Origin of the sequence: Paenibacillus sp. FSL W8-0186 (genome assembly GCF_037969765.1) — a bacterium.
Classification (GTDB): Bacteria; Bacillota; Bacilli; order Paenibacillales; family Paenibacillaceae; genus Fontibacillus; species Fontibacillus woosongensis.
Genome location: NZ_CP150207.1, coordinates 3,026,105 through 3,042,639, shown reverse-complemented (window position 1 = coordinate 3,042,639; position 16,535 = coordinate 3,026,105). Strand labels below are relative to the sequence as shown.

Annotated in this window: 18 protein-coding genes; 15 read left to right on the top strand and 3 right to left on the bottom strand. The window is 50.2% G+C overall.

Annotation, left to right across the window (positions count from 1 at the left end):
- Positions 1-46: 46 nt before the first annotated feature.
- Both MKX50_RS13700 and MKX50_RS13695 read left to right on the top strand, forming a co-directional pair.
- Positions 47-946: a YitT family protein gene (locus tag MKX50_RS13700; RefSeq protein ID WP_213592155.1), complete on the top strand. Its 900-nt coding sequence runs from the start codon at positions 47-49 to the stop codon at positions 944-946.
- Positions 947-1,168: 222 nt separating this feature from the next.
- Positions 1,169-1,477 (top strand): hypothetical protein, encoded by a 309-nt coding sequence (locus tag MKX50_RS13695; RefSeq protein ID WP_213592157.1) that lies wholly within the window; start codon positions 1,169-1,171, stop codon positions 1,475-1,477.
- A 65-nt stretch (positions 1,478-1,542) separates the two neighbouring features.
- On the opposite strand, the gene lexA is transcribed toward MKX50_RS13695, so the two are convergent.
- Positions 1,543-2,169 carry a transcriptional repressor LexA gene (lexA, locus tag MKX50_RS13690; RefSeq protein ID WP_155612932.1) on the bottom strand — a complete coding sequence of 209 codons (627 nt, stop codon included), beginning with the start codon at positions 2,167-2,169 and terminating at the stop codon, positions 1,543-1,545.
- A gap of 253 nt (positions 2,170-2,422) precedes the next feature.
- Here lexA and MKX50_RS13685 point away from each other — a divergent pair, with 253 nt between their 5' ends.
- Positions 2,423-2,824: a LysM peptidoglycan-binding domain-containing protein gene (locus MKX50_RS13685; RefSeq protein WP_213592158.1), complete on the top strand. Its 402-nt coding sequence runs from the start codon at positions 2,423-2,425 to the stop codon at positions 2,822-2,824.
- 101 nt (positions 2,825-2,925) lie between these two features.
- Here MKX50_RS13685 and MKX50_RS13680 read toward each other — a convergent pair whose 3' ends face one another.
- The gene (locus tag MKX50_RS13680; RefSeq protein ID WP_213592159.1) at positions 2,926-3,342 is read right to left on the bottom strand and encodes a DUF4183 domain-containing protein; all 417 of its coding nucleotides are present in this window, start codon (positions 3,340-3,342) and stop codon (positions 2,926-2,928) included.
- A 368-nt stretch (positions 3,343-3,710) separates the two neighbouring features.
- Here MKX50_RS13680 and MKX50_RS13675 point away from each other — a divergent pair, with 368 nt between their 5' ends.
- The 5 genes from MKX50_RS13675 to MKX50_RS13655 all read left to right on the top strand — a co-directional run bounded on the left by MKX50_RS13675 (position 3,711) and on the right by MKX50_RS13655 (position 7,025).
- A complete protein-coding gene (locus MKX50_RS13675; protein WP_339157212.1) occupies positions 3,711-4,337 on the top strand; it encodes a DUF4183 domain-containing protein in 627 nt (208 codons plus the stop codon).
- A gap of 90 nt (positions 4,338-4,427) precedes the next feature.
- Positions 4,428-4,601, top strand: a complete 174-nt coding sequence (locus tag MKX50_RS13670) for a DUF896 domain-containing protein (RefSeq protein WP_074048641.1) — start codon at positions 4,428-4,430, stop codon at positions 4,599-4,601.
- 50 nt (positions 4,602-4,651) lie between these two features.
- The gene (locus tag MKX50_RS13665; protein ID WP_213592160.1) at positions 4,652-5,644 is read left to right on the top strand and encodes an aldo/keto reductase; all 993 of its coding nucleotides are present in this window, start codon (positions 4,652-4,654) and stop codon (positions 5,642-5,644) included.
- Between the two features lie 20 nt (positions 5,645-5,664).
- On the top strand, positions 5,665-6,198 hold the full coding sequence (locus MKX50_RS13660) for a hypothetical protein (protein WP_213592161.1): 534 nt from the start codon (positions 5,665-5,667) through the stop codon (positions 6,196-6,198).
- A 35-nt stretch (positions 6,199-6,233) separates the two neighbouring features.
- Positions 6,234-7,025, top strand: a complete 792-nt coding sequence (locus tag MKX50_RS13655) for an HAD family hydrolase (protein WP_213592162.1) — start codon at positions 6,234-6,236, stop codon at positions 7,023-7,025.
- Between the two features lie 84 nt (positions 7,026-7,109).
- Here MKX50_RS13655 and MKX50_RS13650 read toward each other — a convergent pair whose 3' ends face one another.
- Positions 7,110-7,652 (bottom strand): cupin domain-containing protein, encoded by a 543-nt coding sequence (locus MKX50_RS13650; RefSeq protein WP_213592163.1) that lies wholly within the window; start codon positions 7,650-7,652, stop codon positions 7,110-7,112.
- Between the two features lie 205 nt (positions 7,653-7,857).
- Between MKX50_RS13650 and metH the strand changes: the two genes are divergently transcribed.
- From metH to MKX50_RS13615, 7 genes are all read left to right on the top strand, one after another.
- On the top strand, positions 7,858-11,298 hold the full coding sequence (metH, locus tag MKX50_RS13645; protein ID WP_213592164.1) for a methionine synthase: 3,441 nt from the start codon (positions 7,858-7,860) through the stop codon (positions 11,296-11,298).
- Between the two features lie 85 nt (positions 11,299-11,383).
- Complete coding sequence (rnz, locus tag MKX50_RS13640; RefSeq protein ID WP_213592165.1) at positions 11,384-12,319, top strand: ribonuclease Z; 936 nt, start codon at positions 11,384-11,386, stop codon at positions 12,317-12,319.
- 203 nt (positions 12,320-12,522) lie between these two features.
- Positions 12,523-13,608, top strand: coding sequence for a Gfo/Idh/MocA family oxidoreductase (locus MKX50_RS13635; protein ID WP_339157211.1), 1,086 nt, complete (start codon positions 12,523-12,525; stop codon positions 13,606-13,608).
- Entirely contained in the window at positions 13,605-14,411 is an 807-nt protein-coding gene (locus MKX50_RS13630; RefSeq protein ID WP_213592167.1) for a TIGR01457 family HAD-type hydrolase, read from the top strand. The genes MKX50_RS13635 and MKX50_RS13630 overlap by 4 nt, the downstream gene beginning before the upstream one ends.
- Positions 14,412-14,441: 30 nt before the next feature.
- Positions 14,442-15,260 carry a DNA-formamidopyrimidine glycosylase family protein gene (locus MKX50_RS13625; RefSeq protein ID WP_213592479.1) on the top strand — a complete coding sequence of 273 codons (819 nt, stop codon included), beginning with the start codon at positions 14,442-14,444 and terminating at the stop codon, positions 15,258-15,260.
- Positions 15,250-16,113, top strand: coding sequence for a deoxyribonuclease IV (locus MKX50_RS13620; RefSeq protein ID WP_339157210.1), 864 nt, complete (start codon positions 15,250-15,252; stop codon positions 16,111-16,113). The genes MKX50_RS13625 and MKX50_RS13620 overlap by 11 nt, the downstream gene beginning before the upstream one ends.
- Positions 16,114-16,142: 29 nt before the next feature.
- Entirely contained in the window at positions 16,143-16,493 is a 351-nt protein-coding gene (locus tag MKX50_RS13615; protein ID WP_244996571.1) for a cyclic-phosphate processing receiver domain-containing protein, read from the top strand.
- Positions 16,494-16,535: the final 42 nt, after the last annotated feature.

Genomic DNA, 16,535 nt, shown 5'->3' with positions numbered 1-16,535 from the left:
TTCATTAAATTATTTATATGTAAATTTTACTGAAAGGGTTGAAAAGATGGCAGAAACCAAGCCAAGCATCGGAAAGACAAACAGGAGAAAGGAGAATTTAAGCAAACCAGTTGAACTTATTTCAAAGATCTTTTTTATCACCATAGGAGCGATTATCGCCGGGGTTGCGCTGGAGCTCTTCCTTGTGCCGAATGCAATTATTGACGGCGGAATTACCGGGATTTCACTTATGCTGACGAACATTACGAATATTCCGTTAGGGATTTTCCTTTTCGTGATCAACCTGCCTTTTCTATTTGTCGGCTATAGACAGGTCGGGAAGAAGTTCGCATTTGCTTCGCTGTACGGTATCGCGGTACTTTCTTTAACGACGGGTTATTTGCATCATGTGGAGGCTTTTACGAATGACAAATTGCTGGCCGTTCTATTTGGCGCGCTGTTACTCGGTCTGGGCGTCGGTCTGGTATTAAGGCTGGGGGGGACGACGGATGGTGCGGAAATCGTAGCTATCTTGATCTCGAAAAAAGTTAATGTTTCCGTAGGGCAGATCATTCTTATTATCAATATCGTTATTTTTATCGTGGCCGGCTTCCTGCTCGGTTGGGATTCGGCGATGTATTCGATTTTCACTTATTATATCGCCTCCAAGGTCATGGATATTATCGTGCAGGGTCTTGATGAATCCAAATCGGTAACGGTCATCACAAGGCAATATGAAGAAGTAGCGGAAGCTATTATGAATAGCCTCGGGAGAAGCACAACTTATCTGTACGCGAGGGGCGGAATCAGTAAAGAGGAAACTCAAGTGATTTACTGTGTAGTCAGCCGGCTTGAGTTATCCATGCTGAAGACGGTCGTTCGTGAAATTGATCCCAAGGCCTTCATTGCAGTTGAAACAGTGTCTGATGTAACAGGCGGCAGCTTTGCGGATGAAAAAGCGCATTGATGCGTTAAGGGAGGGTGCAGCCATGCTTCCCTAAAGGAAGTGGGCATGGGGTATTCTGCGTTGACGCATCGCTGTCAATCAGCGGTCCTGGGGCTTATGCTCCAGGGCTTACTGCTGTTTACAGCAGCTATTCATCTCAGCTATGATCGGGATAACAGTAGTACCAGGCAGAACGAGCAGGGTTACGTATAGATAAATCGTTGAACGAGGGGGAGAGACTTCATGGGAATAAGGGAAATAGTGATGATGGGGTTAATGCTGTTGGTCCTCATTTTGGCTGTCCTTGGCATAGCGGCTGCAATGGTGAAGAAGAAGCGGGCTGCGGAACTTCAGAGCAATGTCATTTACTTGCCTAAGAAGCGTACCTCCAGTAAAAGTTCGGATATGACCACTACGCGCAACCAGAAATGCTCCCGGTGCAACCAAGCGAAGAAGCTGGTGTTTTATTCGAATGACTTCGGCCATATTGCCGGTTTATGTAAAAATTGCAGAAAGGACATCGGGGATAAGCAGGAGCTATATCCGATATAATGCATGGATAGCAACATAATTAAAAAGAAAGAGCATACCCTCGCGGTAGCTCTTTCTTTGATTTGCTAGTGCAGATCACGGAACAGGCCGATGACTTTGCCCAATATAGTCACATGGGTCAAACGAAGCGGCTCCATCGTCGAATTCTCAGGCTGAAGGCGAATATGATCCTTCTCCTTGTAGAATGTCTTGACCGTCGCCTCGTCATCCTCTGTCATTGCGACGACGATTTCTCCGTTATTGGCTGTTTGCTGTTTCCGTACGATAACATAGTCTCCGCTATGGATTCCTGCCTCGATCATACTGTTGCCAACGACAGACAACATAAAGATTTCGCCTTCTCCGGCATAATGCTGCGGAAGCGGGAAATAATCCTCGATATTCTCGGTAGCCGTTATAGGAACACCGGCAGTGACTTTGCCGATGACAGGCACACGGGCCACGGAATGGGCAAACTGACCGATGCCTTCCGCATCGTCCTGCCCCAGCAACTCGATCGCTCTTGGCTTCGTTGGATCACGCCGGATAAAGCCTTTCTTCTCTAGCCGATCCAAATGACCGTGTACCGTGGAACTGGAAGCTAGTCCTACAGCTTCGCCGATTTCGCGCACGGAGGGCGGATAACCTTTCAATCTTACTTCAGAGCGAATAAATTCAAGAATAGCTTGCTGACGGCTAGAAACCTTCGACATAATCCATCAACCCCATTTAGTAACGTTTGGAAAAATTATAACATAGAACTTCCGTTCGTACAAACATAAGTTCTAAATAATGTATGGCAGAATTGAAATGCGGCTAATGCTATGAGGAAATACATTTCAATATAACTAAAGATCTATGTCGAAAAAAAGGGGAACAATTGTTCTAAAAAACTATTGAATCAAACAAATGTTCGTGTTATTATGAATTCAATTCATAAGAACATCTGTTTGGAGTGATAATATTATGTTGAGATACAGTACATATCAGAGCATTTATGATCGTAAGGCTGATTCGCGCAATGAGGGGGCGCTGCGGAAGGGTGCCGCCAGATTGAATGAAGCGATTGCTAACTCCATTTCGAATATATTTGCAAGAATAACTTTGTTTAAGTTGTTGGTGTTTATTCTGTTCGTAGTTATTGCCTGGGCTGGAATGGCGTCAGCGGTAGCCTCATCACCTGACCATGATGTTGTAGAATCAGAGTCCGTTGTGGTCAAGCGTGGCGACTCCCTGTGGAAGATTGCCGCAGCTCATAAACCGGGCAATATGGATACGAGGGTATATGTTACGGCGATTCAGCGGGCAAATGGCTTGGCCGGAAGCAATATTCAGCCAGGGGATATCCTCGTCCTGCCAACGAAATGAGTTTAGGTTCAGCTATTCATAAATATCGATTCATGTTCTAAATGTGCTTTACGCCAAAGAAGGAGCCGCAAGTCTTATTTGCGGTTCCTTCTTTGTGTTAGTTACGTATTAATTGTAATGTCGGGCGCAGAGATGGTTGGCGGGGTCGTTAAATCAGACGCGGCTCCAGCAAAGCTGGCGACCTCAAGCGTTACGGGCGTTCCGATGAGGAGATCTGTAGTGGCAAGCACCAAGCTTGCCGTCATAAGCGTAGATAAGGAGTTTTGCTGCAGAACTCCGTTGATATAGACGTTGAAATAGTCGTTAGCTGCCGTAATTGTGGGCAGATCCGTAATAGGAGCGTCATCGTCGTCCGTAAAGCTGGCAGCAAGAATCGTCGTCTCAGTGGCTCCAATCATGTCGGCAGTGATAGCAGCGAAGTAGCGCGTTGTAACGGGATTAATGGTCGTTGTAATTACTCCCCCGGAGGCAATCGGCGCGGAGGCGGTGGCTGTAAATACCGGTTTGATTACAGGCATGTATTCACCTCCTTTATTGTAGATTGACAAAGCGAGTGGTTATCGAATGCAGAAGCTGCCTGCTGTCGATCCAATATATAGAATGAAAGCTTGCGGGGGGGTGAAACGGCGATTAACGTCTGCACAAAAATATGGATTTAACGTTATCCGGCGTAGATATATGTCTACTCCTCTAAATCTACAGAGACATATGATATACAATTACTCAAACGCGGAAGGTGTTCATCATGTCTACAACTGCGGCCAAGCATAAGAGGAATGGTAAAGCGACAAATAGAAATACTGGAATGAAAGAGTTAATCAGACAAGGCTGCAATAAAAGAAGAAAAATTTTAATAAGAAAGAAGAAAAAATGCCGTCAGCGTTCCATGCGGAGAAATCAGCGATTTTGTTCAAGGCAGAGTGGAAGGATCATCCAGCGGATCATCGGGCAGGGGCCGCAAGTAGAACGGGGGGAGTCCTGCTCGCCGAGTCGAGCAGGGCTGGTGAGAGGGAATGGCGCACCAGGTCTGCCGGGAAAAGAGGGGACAGCGGGAGCACCTGGTCCGCAGGGAGAGTCGGGATTGCAGGGGGCGCCGGGCGCCATAGGGCAAGCGGGATTACCGGGCGCTCAAGGCGACCGAGGTATGCCAGGCCCTCAAGGCCCACCAGGGTCACAAGGTCCTGAAGGCCCACAAGGCTCCCCGGGCGAAGTTCCTGGAATAACGATCCTGCCGAGCGCCTTTCGTTATTTTTATTTTCCTCCCGAGGAATTGACAGGTACTGTCCGTATTCCGGCTGCCTGGTTTACAGATGATGACGGCAGCTTGGCTTCAGAGTTCCAAGGGATGGGGATGAACGGATATTCAAATTTATTCATTAATGGAGTCATGCAGGAGCGCAGCTTGTACCGTTTGACTACAGCGGATTTAACACTTATTCTTGAAGAAGATACTATATTGGCCGGGGCGCCGATTATCGTGGAGAACATCTCGTTTGCAGCTCGGATTCAATAGCTGAGTTCTTCAGAGTCTGGTATCTTGACAACCTTTATCAGTCATGTCAATGTTAAAGGGAATTCATGAATTTATGTGCAGGAGGAAACTATGGATATAGATGCAATGGTACGGCGTATTAATGAATTAGCGCGCAAGAACAAGGCTGAAGGACTAACGGAGGATGAAATGCTGGAGCGCGCTCAGCTCCGGGAGACGTACCTTCAGAACATAAGAAGAAATTTCCGTCAGCAGTTAGAATCAATTGAAGTGGTGGATAAATAAGGCCGGCCTATAGGTCCGGCTTTTACATAAGAGTAAGGAGGTTCAAATCTATGGAATACGCATATCTTGGCAAAAGCGGTTTGGCTGTATCACGGCTATGTTTGGGAAGCATGACCTTCGGCGGGCAGACAGATGAAGCGGAATCGGCCCGCATGATCGCCGCCTTTTTGGATCAGGGCGGCAATTTTATCGATACGGCCGATGTGTACACCGAAGGACGCTCTGAGGAAATCGTCGGCAAGTACATTAAAGACCGCCGTTCGGAAGTCATTCTCGCTACGAAGGTTCGGATGCGCACCTCTCCGGACGTGAATGGCTTCGGAGCTTCCCGCAAGCGAATCATGGACGGAGTGGATGCGAGTCTGAAAAGGCTGGGCACGGATTACATCGATCTTTATCAAATTCACGTCTGGGATGCGGATACGCCAGTTGAGGAGACGCTGAGAGCTCTGGATGATCTGGTGACCTCCGGCAAAGTACGTTACATAGGCTGTTCGAATTATTTGTCATGGCAATTAATGAAAAGCCTGGGCATCAGCGATTTCAGAGGGTACTCCCGCTATATTTCTTTACAGCAGCAGTACAGCCTGGTGAACAGGGAAGCGGACCGTGAGCTGGTCTCCTTATGCGCTGAAGAGAAGGTCGGCATCATTCCATGGGCTCCGCTTGGCGGCGGATTCTTGACCGGCAAATACCGCCGGGGCGAAACGCCGAGTGAAGGCCGCCTGGGAACCGCCAAAACAGGGGAAAGCAGCTGGCAGTACCGCGCAGAGGATAAGAACTTCGCGATTCTGGATACCGTATTGGCTGTAGCGGAAGAAACGGGCAAAACCCCTGCACAGGTCTCGCTCAATTGGCTGCTGGAGCAGCCATGCATCACGTCTCCGATTTTCGGTGCGAGCACATTCGCACAATTCGAGGAGAACATGGGTTCGGTCGACTGGAGACTGCCGCAGGAGCTGCGTCAACGCCTGGATGAAGCAAGCGCGTTGCCTGATGAATATCCCGCCCGGTTCCTGAACAAATTTAGGAGAAATATTTAAATCATCTAGGAGGAAGATGGATGGCTTCATTTGACAGAAAAGTTGAACGCAATCAGATGAAATTAAACAAGAAAGGGAAGAACCCGCAGGGCAATAAGGCCGGACGAACTGGCACAGGAAGCAGGATGGGAGCCCGGGGAGACGGGGATGTGTTTAAAGGCAGAAAAATCATCCTTCCATTACTGCTTATTTTGCTGGCTGGATTGTATGCAGGCGTTGCGCTGGCAGGCGGCAGTGCTGAGGTTAGCACAACGATGTTCTGGCTAACGATCGTCCTTTACGTCATTTTGGCCATAGCATTGTTCCTTAACAAGCCTTATTTGCGGATCAATAAAAATTATTTGTTCACGGCCAAGCTTAACCGGGACCGGATGCTGGAAGCGGGGCAAATTAGCAAAATCACAGCGACTCCAAATAAAATCACCATTACGCCGAAGGCCGGCGGACAGAACTGGGTGTTCTACCGTAAAAGAAATTTGTTCGATACGCCAGCGATGGCAGAACGGCTAGAGACTTTTGCGAAAACACATAAAGTGGATTTCGTTAAAGAATAAACAATTTATCGGGAGAAGAGAGGACAAGAGAACGAATGACAATCAAAGCGGTTTGTTTCGATTTGGATGATACCTTGCTATGGGACGAGCGCAGCGTAAGTGAGGCTTTTTCCGAAACCTGTTTGCAGGCTCAAAGAGCGGTTGGCACCGATCCGGCGAAGCTGGAGGAGGCCGTACGCAAAGAGGCTAGAGCGCTGTATGAATCGTATGAGACTTTTCCGTTTACCAAAATGATCGGGATCAATCCGTTTGAGGGGCTATGGGCTCATTTTTCGGCGGGAGAGCAGCCTGAATTCCGCAAGCTGGAGCAGCTGGCTCCCGTGTATCGCAAGGAATCCTGGCGCCGCGGCTTGCTTGCTTTAGGCGTAGACAACGAGGAGCTTGCTGCGGAGCTTGCCGAACAGTTCGGCAAGGAAAGACGTTCCCGTCCGCATGTGTACGAGGAGACGTTCCAGGTCTTGAAGGAGCTGAAAGGTAAAGTCAAGCTGCTTCTATTGACCAATGGCTGTCCGGCACTGCAGCAGGAGAAGCTGGATGGGGTTCCGGAGCTTGCGCCATTTTTTGACGAAATTATTATTTCCGGTGCGTTCGGCAAGGGAAAACCGGATTCTACAATATTCCGGCATGCCTTGGAGCGGCTAGGAGTTGAGGCGAACGAGGCCATCATGGTCGGGGACAAGCTGACTACGGACATCATTGGTTCGCTTGGTGTAGGCATGACTGCAGTATGGATCAATCGTGTTGGCCATACGCGTGACGACCAAATCGTTCCGACTTATGAAATTAAGCACTTATCCGAGCTTCATGATATTATTGCTGCGAATTAGCCATTTATAAAATAATAAGCAAAAGCTGCTTCCGGTGTCCCATAGGGAATCGAAAGCAGCTTTTTTGGATTCATGAGATTGGGCTTATGCCTTTTTAAAAGTAGGATCATCATAAGGGTGAGCGATCCAGCCATTCTCTTCGACGAAGAGGCGGACAGCCACGACCTTGCGTTCGTCTGTCAGGGTGAAGAAATGGGCTGTATTCTCCGGTACAGAGATAAGATCTCCAGGCACGAGATTCACGTCGAAATAACCTGTATCTCCATCGCCTTTAATGATAAATGTTCCTGCACCGGCAACAATGACGCGAATTTCATCTTCTGTGTGCGTGTGAACCTGCTCGAATTTGGCGAGCAGTTCCTCAATGTTTGGTGTCGCTTCGCTGAGTGTGATGACATCCCATGTCCGGTAACCGCGGCGTGCAACCAGGTCTTGAATTTCTGCATCAAAGGTGTTCAGAATTTCGCTTTTTTGTTCGTCAGACAAGGTGAAATTGTTTTGGAGCCCGGCAGGCAGCTTGCTCACATCCCAGTGCTCATAAATTACTTCATATTGATTTAGGAATTCCCGAACATTATCGTCTCCTGAAATAATTTCGTTCGTATTTCTTATTCTGATTTCCGCCATAGGATTACCCCGCTTTCTTATGGATATGATTGAATTATATCCGATACGTCCCCGGGTTGTCGACACTTAAATTCAGTTGGGTCCGAGCTGCTTGAACTTAGTCCGTAAAAGGGTTTGCTGACTCAAGTAAATTGGTTAGCACCTTTTCTTTAGCGCTTTGTTCTGTTAAACTAAATGTTAATGTTTTGTGGGAGGGATTAAGATCATGAGTAAGCCAAGCATGGAGTCCAGAATGAAAGAACGAATATTGATCCTCGACGGTGCCATGGGTACGATGATTCAGCAGGAGGATTTATCGCCGGCCGATTTCGGAGGCGAAGAGCTGGACGGCTGTAATGAAATGCTCGTGCTCACCCGTCCTGACGTGATCCAGGGGATTCACGAGAAGTACTTGGAAGCCGGAGCAGATTTAATATCAACGAATACATTCGGTGCGACATCCGTCGTACTGGCCGAATACGATATACAAGACAAAGCACGCGAAATCAATCTGGCGGCTGCGCGTCTGGCGATTGCCGCTGCCGAGAAATACAGTACGCCGGAACATCCGAGATACGTGGTCGGAGCGCTCGGTCCGACGACGAAGACGTTATCGGTTACTGGTGGAGTTACCTTTGACGAATTGATCGCCAGCTATGAAGAGCAGGCACTCGCGCTCGTTGAGGCGGGCGTAGATGCCCTGCTGCTGGAGACGTCGCAGGATACGCTGAACGTCAAGGCGGGCAGCATCGGTATTTCCCGCGCCTACGAAGCTGCGGGCAAGAAGCTGCCGCTTATGATTTCGGGTACGATCGAGCCGATGGGCACGACGCTGGCCGGACAGAACATTGAAGCGTTTTATGTTTCGCTGGAGCATTTGAAGCCGATTTCCTTCGGTCTTAACTGTGCTACTGGACCGGAATTCATGCGGGACCACATCCGAACTTTATCTGACATGTCGAGTGTCGGGGTGAGCTGCTATCCGAACGCAGGGCTGCCGGATGAGAACGGCAAATACCATGAATCGCCGGAATCGCTGGCGATGAAGATGGGCGCCTTCGCGGAGCAGGGCTGGCTGAATATTGCCGGAGGCTGCTGTGGAACGACGCCGGATCATATCGCTGCGCTTGTGAAGACGATGAGCCAGTATGCTCCAAGGGAAATGAACGGCAAGCATCCCGCAGCCGTGTCCGGAGTAGAGGCCGTATATCTTGAGGAAGACAACCGGCCGATTATGATCGGCGAACGGACGAATATTTCCGGATCCCGGAAGTTCAAGCGACTGATCAAAGAAGAGAAGTTCGATGAGGCTTCGGAAATTGCCCGTTCCCAGGTGAAGGGCGGGGCAATGGTCATCGATATTAACCTGCAGGATACGGATATTGATGAGGCCTATGCTGTTAAGAATTTTTATCCGATGGTCACGAAGAAAATCAAGGCACCGATCATGATCGATTCTACCTATGATCATATTATTGAACTGGCGCTAAAATATTCCCAAGGTAAAGCGATAATTAACTCTATTAACCTTGAAGACGGCGAGACGAAATTCCAGCAGATTGTTCCGCTTATTCATCGTTATGGCGCGGCTGTCGTCTGTATTCTCATTGACGAGCGTGGACAGGCCGTATCCCGTGAAGCGAAGATGGAGGTTGCTTCGCGCGCTTACGATCTGCTTGTGAATAAATACGGCATGCAGCCGGAGGATATTATTTTTGACCCGAATATGTTCCCGGTAGGCTCGGGTGATCCCCAATACATCGGCTCTGCGGTGGAGACGATTGAAGGCATTCGGATGATCAAGGAGAAATTTCCGAGAGCGAAAACGATCCTTGGTCTGAGCAACATCTCCTTTGGATTGCCAGACGCCGGCCGTGAGGTGCTCAACTCCGTTTATTTGTACCATTGTACGAAAGCCGGTCTCGATTATGCGATCGTCAATACGGAGAAGCTGGAGCGTTATGCTTCGATTTCCGAGGAAGACCGAAAATTGGCGGAGGAGCTCATTTTCAACACGAGCGACGAGACGCTGGCAGCCTTTGTGGCCGCATTCCGGGACAAGAAGGTTGAGAAGAAAGCCAAAGCCGATAATTTGACGTTGGAAGAGCGCCTTGCCAATTACGTCGTGGAAGGCAGCAAGGAAGGGCTGATCCCTGATCTGGAGGAAGCTCTGAAGAAATACAGCCCGCTGGAGGTCATCAATGGACCGCTGATGGCGGGGATGGAAGAGGTTGGCCGCCTGTTCAACAACAACGAGCTGATCGTTGCGGAGGTGCTGCAAAGCGCTGAGGTGATGAAGGCCTCGGTCGCTTTCCTGGAGCCTTTTATGGAGAAGAACGAATCCTCGGTGAAGGGTAAAATCCTGCTTGCTACTGTAAAGGGAGACGTTCATGATATCGGTAAGAATCTGGTTGAGATCATTTTGTCCAACAATGGTTACCAAATCATTAATTTGGGTATAAAAGTACCACCGGAGCGTATTATTGAGGCTTATCGCGAAGAGAAGCCGGATGCGATCGGCCTGTCCGGACTGCTTGTGAAGTCTGCGCAACAAATGGTATTAACTGCTCAGGACTTGCGCAACGCAGGAATCGAGGTGCCGATTCTAGTTGGTGGTGCCGCGTTGACCCGGAAATTCACGAAGACGCGGATTCGTCCGGAGTATGACGGCATGGTCATTTACGCCAAAGACGCGATGGATGGTCTCGACTTAGCCAACAAACTTATGGATCCGGTCAAAAGAGAAGAAATGCGCCTGGAAATGGAGGCAGAGCAGGAAGCCGAGGGCAGCGTTGCCGTGGCAGTCAAGGAACTGCCGCAGCTGACGCGTGTTCAAAGATCCAACATCTCGACCGATGCGCCGGTTTTCACACCGCCGGATCTGGAACGCCATATCCTGCGCAATTATCCGATAAGCCATATCATTCCTTATATCAATATGCAAATGCTGCTGGGACATCATTTGGGATTACGCGGCTCCGTTGAGCAGCTGCTAGCTAAAGAAGATTCCAAAGCGGTTCAGCTAAAGGAAACCGTCGATCAAATTCTGTACGAAGCAGTCACCGACGGGATCATTCAGGCTCAGGCGATGTATCAATTCTTCCCTGCGCAATCGTCCGGAAACGAAATCATCATCTATGATCCACAGGATCATACGAAGGTGCTGCATAGATTTGACTTCCCGCGTCAGCGTGTTGAGCCGTACCTCTGTCTGTCCGATTTCCTGAAATCCGTCGACAGCGGCATCATGGATTATGTGGGCTTCCTCGTCGTTAGCGCCGGGCAAGGCATTCGGGACCGTTCCGAGAAGCTGAAGGAGCAGGGGGATTACCTCCGCTCTCATGCGCTGCAGTCCGTTGCTCTGGAGGTAGCCGAAGGGCTTGCTGAACGGGTTCATCATATGATGCGCGACACGTGGGGCTTCCCTGATCCGCAGGATATGACGATGAAGCAGCGTCTCGGTGCGCGTTACCAAGGTATCCGGGTATCGTTCGGTTATCCGGCTTGCCCTGACCTCGAATACCAAGGTCCTTTATTCCAGCTAATGAAGCCGGAGGATATCGGAGTAGAGCTGACGGAAGGCTTTATGATGGAGCCGGAAGCATCGGTATCTGCCATGGTATTTGCTCATCCGCAGGCCCAGTATTTCAACGTCGACAAAGCCTAGTAATACTTCGCAAAACCCTCCGTACCCCGGAGGGTTTTGACCATAGAATAGGCAACTACACCTACAGCTCAAAGGAGAGAGAAGAATGGAGCTTTACTTTTTAGGAACTAATGCAGGCGTTCCATCTTTGGAGCGTAACGTGACCTCGGTCGCCCTTCGCATGCTTGAAGAGCGCCGGTCCTTCTGGCTGTTTGATTGCGGAGAAGGAACGCAGCATCAAATTCTTCGTTCTCCTCTCAAACTCAGCAAACTGGAGAAGATCTTCATCACACATCTGCATGGGGACCATTTATTTGGTCTGCCGGGGCTGATCTCCAGCCGCGCCTATCAGGGCGGTGAGGATCCTTTGACGATTTATGGACCGCGAGGGCTAAAGCAATATATTCATACCAGCCTGGAGCTGAGCGAGTCGCACATCAGCTACAGCCTGGATATTGTCGAGCATGACGGAGGAGTTCTGTTCGAGGATGATTCGTTCAGGGTAGAAGCCTCATTGCTGGAGCACCGGGTAGCCAGCTACGGATACCGGATTACGGAGAAGGATTTGCCCGGCAAGCTCGACACTGCCACAATGGAGAGCTACGGCATTCGTCCTGGGCCGCTCTATGGCAAATTAAAGCGCGGCGAGAGCGTGGAAGCTCCGGACGGGCGGATTCTTCACGCCTCCGAAGTACAGGGCAAACCGAAGAAAGGAAGAATCATCACGATTCTAGGAGATACCCGTCCATGCGGCTCCGTACTGCCTCTAGCACGAGATGCGGATGTCCTGGTTCACGAGTCGACGTTTCTTCATGAGATGAAAGATACGGCGCATACTTATTTTCACAGTACGGCTCGCCAGGCCGCGGAAGCGGCCCGTGAAGCGGGCGCCAAGCGCTTGTTCCTGACGCACCTGAGCTCGCGTTATAAATACGAGGATCAAATCATGCAGCTGGAACGCGAGGCACAGGAAATATTCCCGGACGCCGTAATCGCTAGAGAACACGTATTGTACGGGATAGAACGGACATCAGGCTCATAAATATTTTCCGGGAAAGCGCAGGAAATGACAGGCCGCTTCAAAGTTTGCTAAGGACACGGCGAGGGCAGGTCCCCGCTTCGATGCCTTTCGACTTGATGTGGTTCTATTTTACGGAATGAGCATACAAAATAGGCGGGAAATTTGCTTCCGCTTTGTTTTTCTATGTAGAATAAATAGAAGCAAACATTACGGGAGGGTGCGGATTGAAGAAAATTCCTTTTGTTCTGCATGGCTTTGGTACAATCGCGAAGACGCATATCGTTGCGCTGCGGACACTGCCAGTTCTTAAGAAAACTCCATTTGTGCCGGTGCTGGACACATTAGTGACACGGAAACCGGATGTACATAAAGAGCAAGCCTTAGCCATGGGTTTTGCGCACATCACGGACGACATCGAGGAAGCGGTAAGCCGGGAATCGGCGGCTGCGGTCAGCGTATGTACTCCAAATGCCCTGCATCCCGAGAGTATTCGCGTGGCTGGCGATGCGGGCAAAGCACTTTACTGCGAGAAGCCGATTGCCGATAATTATTATGAATCCGTGCAAGCGGCGGATCAATATCCCAAGCATTTAACTGCACAGGTTGCGCTAATGTTCCGCTATCATCCGGCCGTTCAGCGGACTTCCGAGCTGCTGCGGCAGCAGAGCATCGGCCAGGTGCTGCAGTGTAAAATATCTTATCTTCGCTCCGGCTATCTGGACCAGGAACGCCCTTTCAGCTGGCGGGTCAGCAGCGAACTGTCCGGCGGCGGGGCCATTACCGATATTGGAGTTCATGCGCTTGATCTCATTTGCCACTGGTTTGGAGATTTAGCGCAAATCGGCGGTACAACGGAGACTTTCGTAAACGAACGCCCCGCTCAGTCGGGGGACGAACGCAAAGTGGCTATTCAAGTCGATGATTGGGCGGCCATAAATTTTGAGACGGTTACGGGTGTCCGTGGTATGGTGGAGGTGTCGCGCATAGCATGGGGAAGCGATGCCTTTGCGGTTCAGATTGTCGGGACCAAAGGAAGCATCGTTATGGATTTGGAAAAGGATGTTATTCCGCAGGTTCACCTGCTTCGAGGCGCGCTCACCCACATGCCTGAGCCTGTAGGCCTCAAACTTCTCCCTGATGCTAAGGCGACGATGGGCATATTCGTCGATTCCCATTTTGCCGCGCTATATCATTTCATGCTGAGACTTGCCGGAGATGATGAATTTGCAGGGCTGGCACCTACGCTTGCTGACGCGCTGCGCGTAGAGAAATACGTTGATCAAGTGCGGAAGAAGGAGTGGGAGCGTTGACGAACTGGAAGGCATATCTGATTGACCTAGACGGCACGATGTATCATGGAAATCGCATGATTCCCGGGGCCGATCAACTAATTAATGCAATGAAATATAATGAAATCCCCTATTTATTCGTAACCAATAACTCCTCGCGTACGCCCGCTGACGTAGCCGAGCATTTACGCCAATTGGGCATACCCGCCGAGACGGAGGATGTATGTACGTCGGCTGTGGCTGCCGCAGAGTATATTGCAGGCCTGCAGCCCGGAGCTAGGGTAGCGCCGATTGGGGAGCATGGATTGATTGAGGCGTTGAAGCGGGCCGGGTTGACCATCGATTCGGAGCAGCCTGAATATGTGGTGCAGGGCATTGATCGCTCCTTTACCTATGAGAAGCTGGCTCAAGCCGCTAGGTGGATTACAGGCGGGGCGAAATATGTGCTGACGAACCCGGATTTGCTGCTGCCGGGTCAGGATGGCTTAATGCCGGGGGCAGGGACCATTTCCGCGGCGATCGTAGCGGCTTCTGGCGTACAACCGGTCACCATTGGGAAACCGTCGGAAATTTTGATGAAGCATGCCATGGACCGTTTGGGCGTACGTCCTGATGAGGCCGCGGTAATTGGCGATAATATGTATACGGACATCTCAGCCGGAGCCCATGCGGGGTGCGGCACCATACTGGCGTTGACCGGAGTGACGACCCGCGGCAATTTGTCTGATCTTCAGGCAAAAACCGGAGTGAGGCCGGATCAAATTTGCGACAGCTTGGCCGATGTTCAGTCTCTGGTCGTCAGTTCGCTGAAATCAACAAGATAGGTTAATGAGATAGAGAAGGGAAAGATGACAATGCCGGAACTGCCGGAAATGGATAATTATCGAATTCAGCTATCCAAGCATATTTTGGATTTGCCTATAACAAGAATCGCAATTCACCGGGAGAAGTCGGTAAATCTGGAGCCTGAAGCTTTTACGAATGCTTTGCTGGGCAGACAAGTTATTTTTATTGAGCGGCGGGGCAAACATTTACTGTTTCATTTGGACAACGGCCGCCGGCTCTTGCTGCATTTGATGCTTGGCGGACTTTTGTACCTGGGCACTTTGGAGGATCGTCCGAACCGCAGCACGCAAGTCGAGATTTCGTTCGAAGGCGGCATGGTGCTGTATTTTATCGGCCTTAGACTAGGTTATTTGCATTTGCATACCGCAAAGGAAGCGGAGGAGCTGCTGTCGGATTTGGGCCCGGAGCTGCTCGACCGAAAAATGAACGAAGAGAAGTTCAAAGCGATTTTCAGCAAGCGACGGGGCAGCCTGAAGACCGCGCTCGTAAATCAGGAAATCGTTGCCGGAATCGGCAACTGCTATGCGGATGAGATCGCGTACGCGGCTGGATTGCGGCCATCCGCCAAGCTGCAAAATATGAGCGAGGACGATTTGTCTGCGCTATATCAAGCGGTTCGCGACGTTCTGATCCACGCTACCGAAGCAGGGGGCTATATGGAGCTTCCGTTGACAAAGGATGACAAGCTTACAGGCGGTTTCAATGACCTATGCCAGGTGTATGACCGGGAAGGGGAAAAATGCTACCGCTGCGGGGACGAAATCGTCAAGACCGAAATTGCCGGCAAAAAGGTTTTCTACAGCCCGGGCTGTCAGCATGACCGCTAAGAAGCCAATCGTCGGCGGGCATCTCAGCATCCGCAGCGGATATGCGGGAGCCGCGCAAATCGCGATTTCGTCCGGTGCAGGCGCGTTTCAATATTTTCCAAAAAATCCGAGAAGCTTGTCGGTGAAAGATTTTGACCGCCAGGATGCCGAGCGCTGCCGCACGCTTTGCGAACAGCACGGAATACGGTCTGTGGCCCATACTCCCTATCCGAGCAATTTGGCGGTCGATTTGCATGCAGCGCCTGATCAGTTTGCAAGAACCGTTCATTCGCTGCGGAATGATCTTGAAATTGCAGAAGCATGCGGATCTATGGGAATAATTGTCCATTTTGGCACATTTAAGACTGAAAACCCCTTACAAGGTTATCAAAATATTATACAATGTATAAATAAGGTGCTGTCCGGCTGGGAAGGCAAAGCTAAGCTGCTTATTGAGAATCAGGCCGGTGACCATGGAGACATGGGCATGACCTTGGAGGAACTGGTTCAGATCCGTAAGCTGTGCCAATCGCCCGAACGCATCGGCTTTTGCCTCGACACCTGCCATGCTTTCGCTTCGGGAATGTGGGTCGGGGAAGCTGACAATATCTTTGCCCGCAAAGCGGCCGAATTGGATTATTGGAGCGGATTAACCGTAATCCATCTCAATGATTCCAAATATCCAGCACATTCACGGAAAGACCGGCATGCCCGGGTTGGGTCGGGCTACATTGGCGAAAGAGGCTTCCGTAAGCTTCTGCAACTCGATCAGGTGCGGGGAATACCATGGATTTTCGAGAGTGAGAAAGGCGAAGATGGAACCTATAGAGAAGATATGGAACGGGTGAGGCGGTGGGTGAAAGCCTGGTGCTGAAATTCCGCGGGAAAGGACGAAGAACATTGATTCATGTGTATATGGATGATTTGCGGCGTTGTCCCTCAGGGTTTACGTTGGTTAGGACCGTCGATGAGTGCATAGAGCTTCTGCGGATTTCCGAAGTCGACATCTTGTCGCTGGATTACGATATGGGGCCGGGCGAGAAGACGGGGGCCGAGGTGGCTGCAGCCATCGCGCGGGAAGGATTGTATCCTAGAGAGATTTTCTTGCATACATCAAGTATGGCCGGGAAAAAAAGCATGTACGAAATTTTATACCAGAACAAGCCGGAGTGCGTTATTTTGCATAATGGACCGATTCCATTTGAACGCCTGGATGAAATCGAGGGCATGGCTAGAAGAAGTGCCCGCAATTAGATGAGTTCACTTTAAGGCCGTGCTGGATGGCGGCCATTACTT

Coding starts and splice junctions, on each gene's coding strand:
- lexA (WP_155612932.1), bottom strand. CDS start 2,169: ATGTCGAAGGTTTCTAGCCGTCAGCAAGCTATTCTTGAATTTATTCGC.
- metH (WP_213592164.1), top strand. CDS start 7,858: ATGAGTAAGCCAAGCATGGAGTCCAGAATGAAAGAACGAATATTGATC.
- MKX50_RS13670 (WP_074048641.1), top strand. CDS start 4,428: ATGGATATAGATGCAATGGTACGGCGTATTAATGAATTAGCGCGCAAG.
- MKX50_RS13685 (WP_213592158.1), top strand. CDS start 2,423: ATGTTGAGATACAGTACATATCAGAGCATTTATGATCGTAAGGCTGAT.
- MKX50_RS13675 (WP_339157212.1), top strand. CDS start 3,711: ATGCGGAGAAATCAGCGATTTTGTTCAAGGCAGAGTGGAAGGATCATC.
- MKX50_RS13700 (WP_213592155.1), top strand. CDS start 47: ATGGCAGAAACCAAGCCAAGCATCGGAAAGACAAACAGGAGAAAGGAG.
- MKX50_RS13695 (WP_213592157.1), top strand. CDS start 1,169: ATGGGAATAAGGGAAATAGTGATGATGGGGTTAATGCTGTTGGTCCTC.
- MKX50_RS13680 (WP_213592159.1), bottom strand. CDS start 3,342: ATGCCTGTAATCAAACCGGTATTTACAGCCACCGCCTCCGCGCCGATT.
- MKX50_RS13625 (WP_213592479.1), top strand. CDS start 14,442: ATGCCGGAACTGCCGGAAATGGATAATTATCGAATTCAGCTATCCAAG.
- MKX50_RS13620 (WP_339157210.1), top strand. CDS start 15,250: ATGACCGCTAAGAAGCCAATCGTCGGCGGGCATCTCAGCATCCGCAGC.
- MKX50_RS13655 (WP_213592162.1), top strand. CDS start 6,234: ATGACAATCAAAGCGGTTTGTTTCGATTTGGATGATACCTTGCTATGG.
- MKX50_RS13660 (WP_213592161.1), top strand. CDS start 5,665: ATGGCTTCATTTGACAGAAAAGTTGAACGCAATCAGATGAAATTAAAC.
- MKX50_RS13665 (WP_213592160.1), top strand. CDS start 4,652: ATGGAATACGCATATCTTGGCAAAAGCGGTTTGGCTGTATCACGGCTA.
- rnz (WP_213592165.1), top strand. CDS start 11,384: ATGGAGCTTTACTTTTTAGGAACTAATGCAGGCGTTCCATCTTTGGAG.
- MKX50_RS13650 (WP_213592163.1), bottom strand. CDS start 7,652: ATGGCGGAAATCAGAATAAGAAATACGAACGAAATTATTTCAGGAGAC.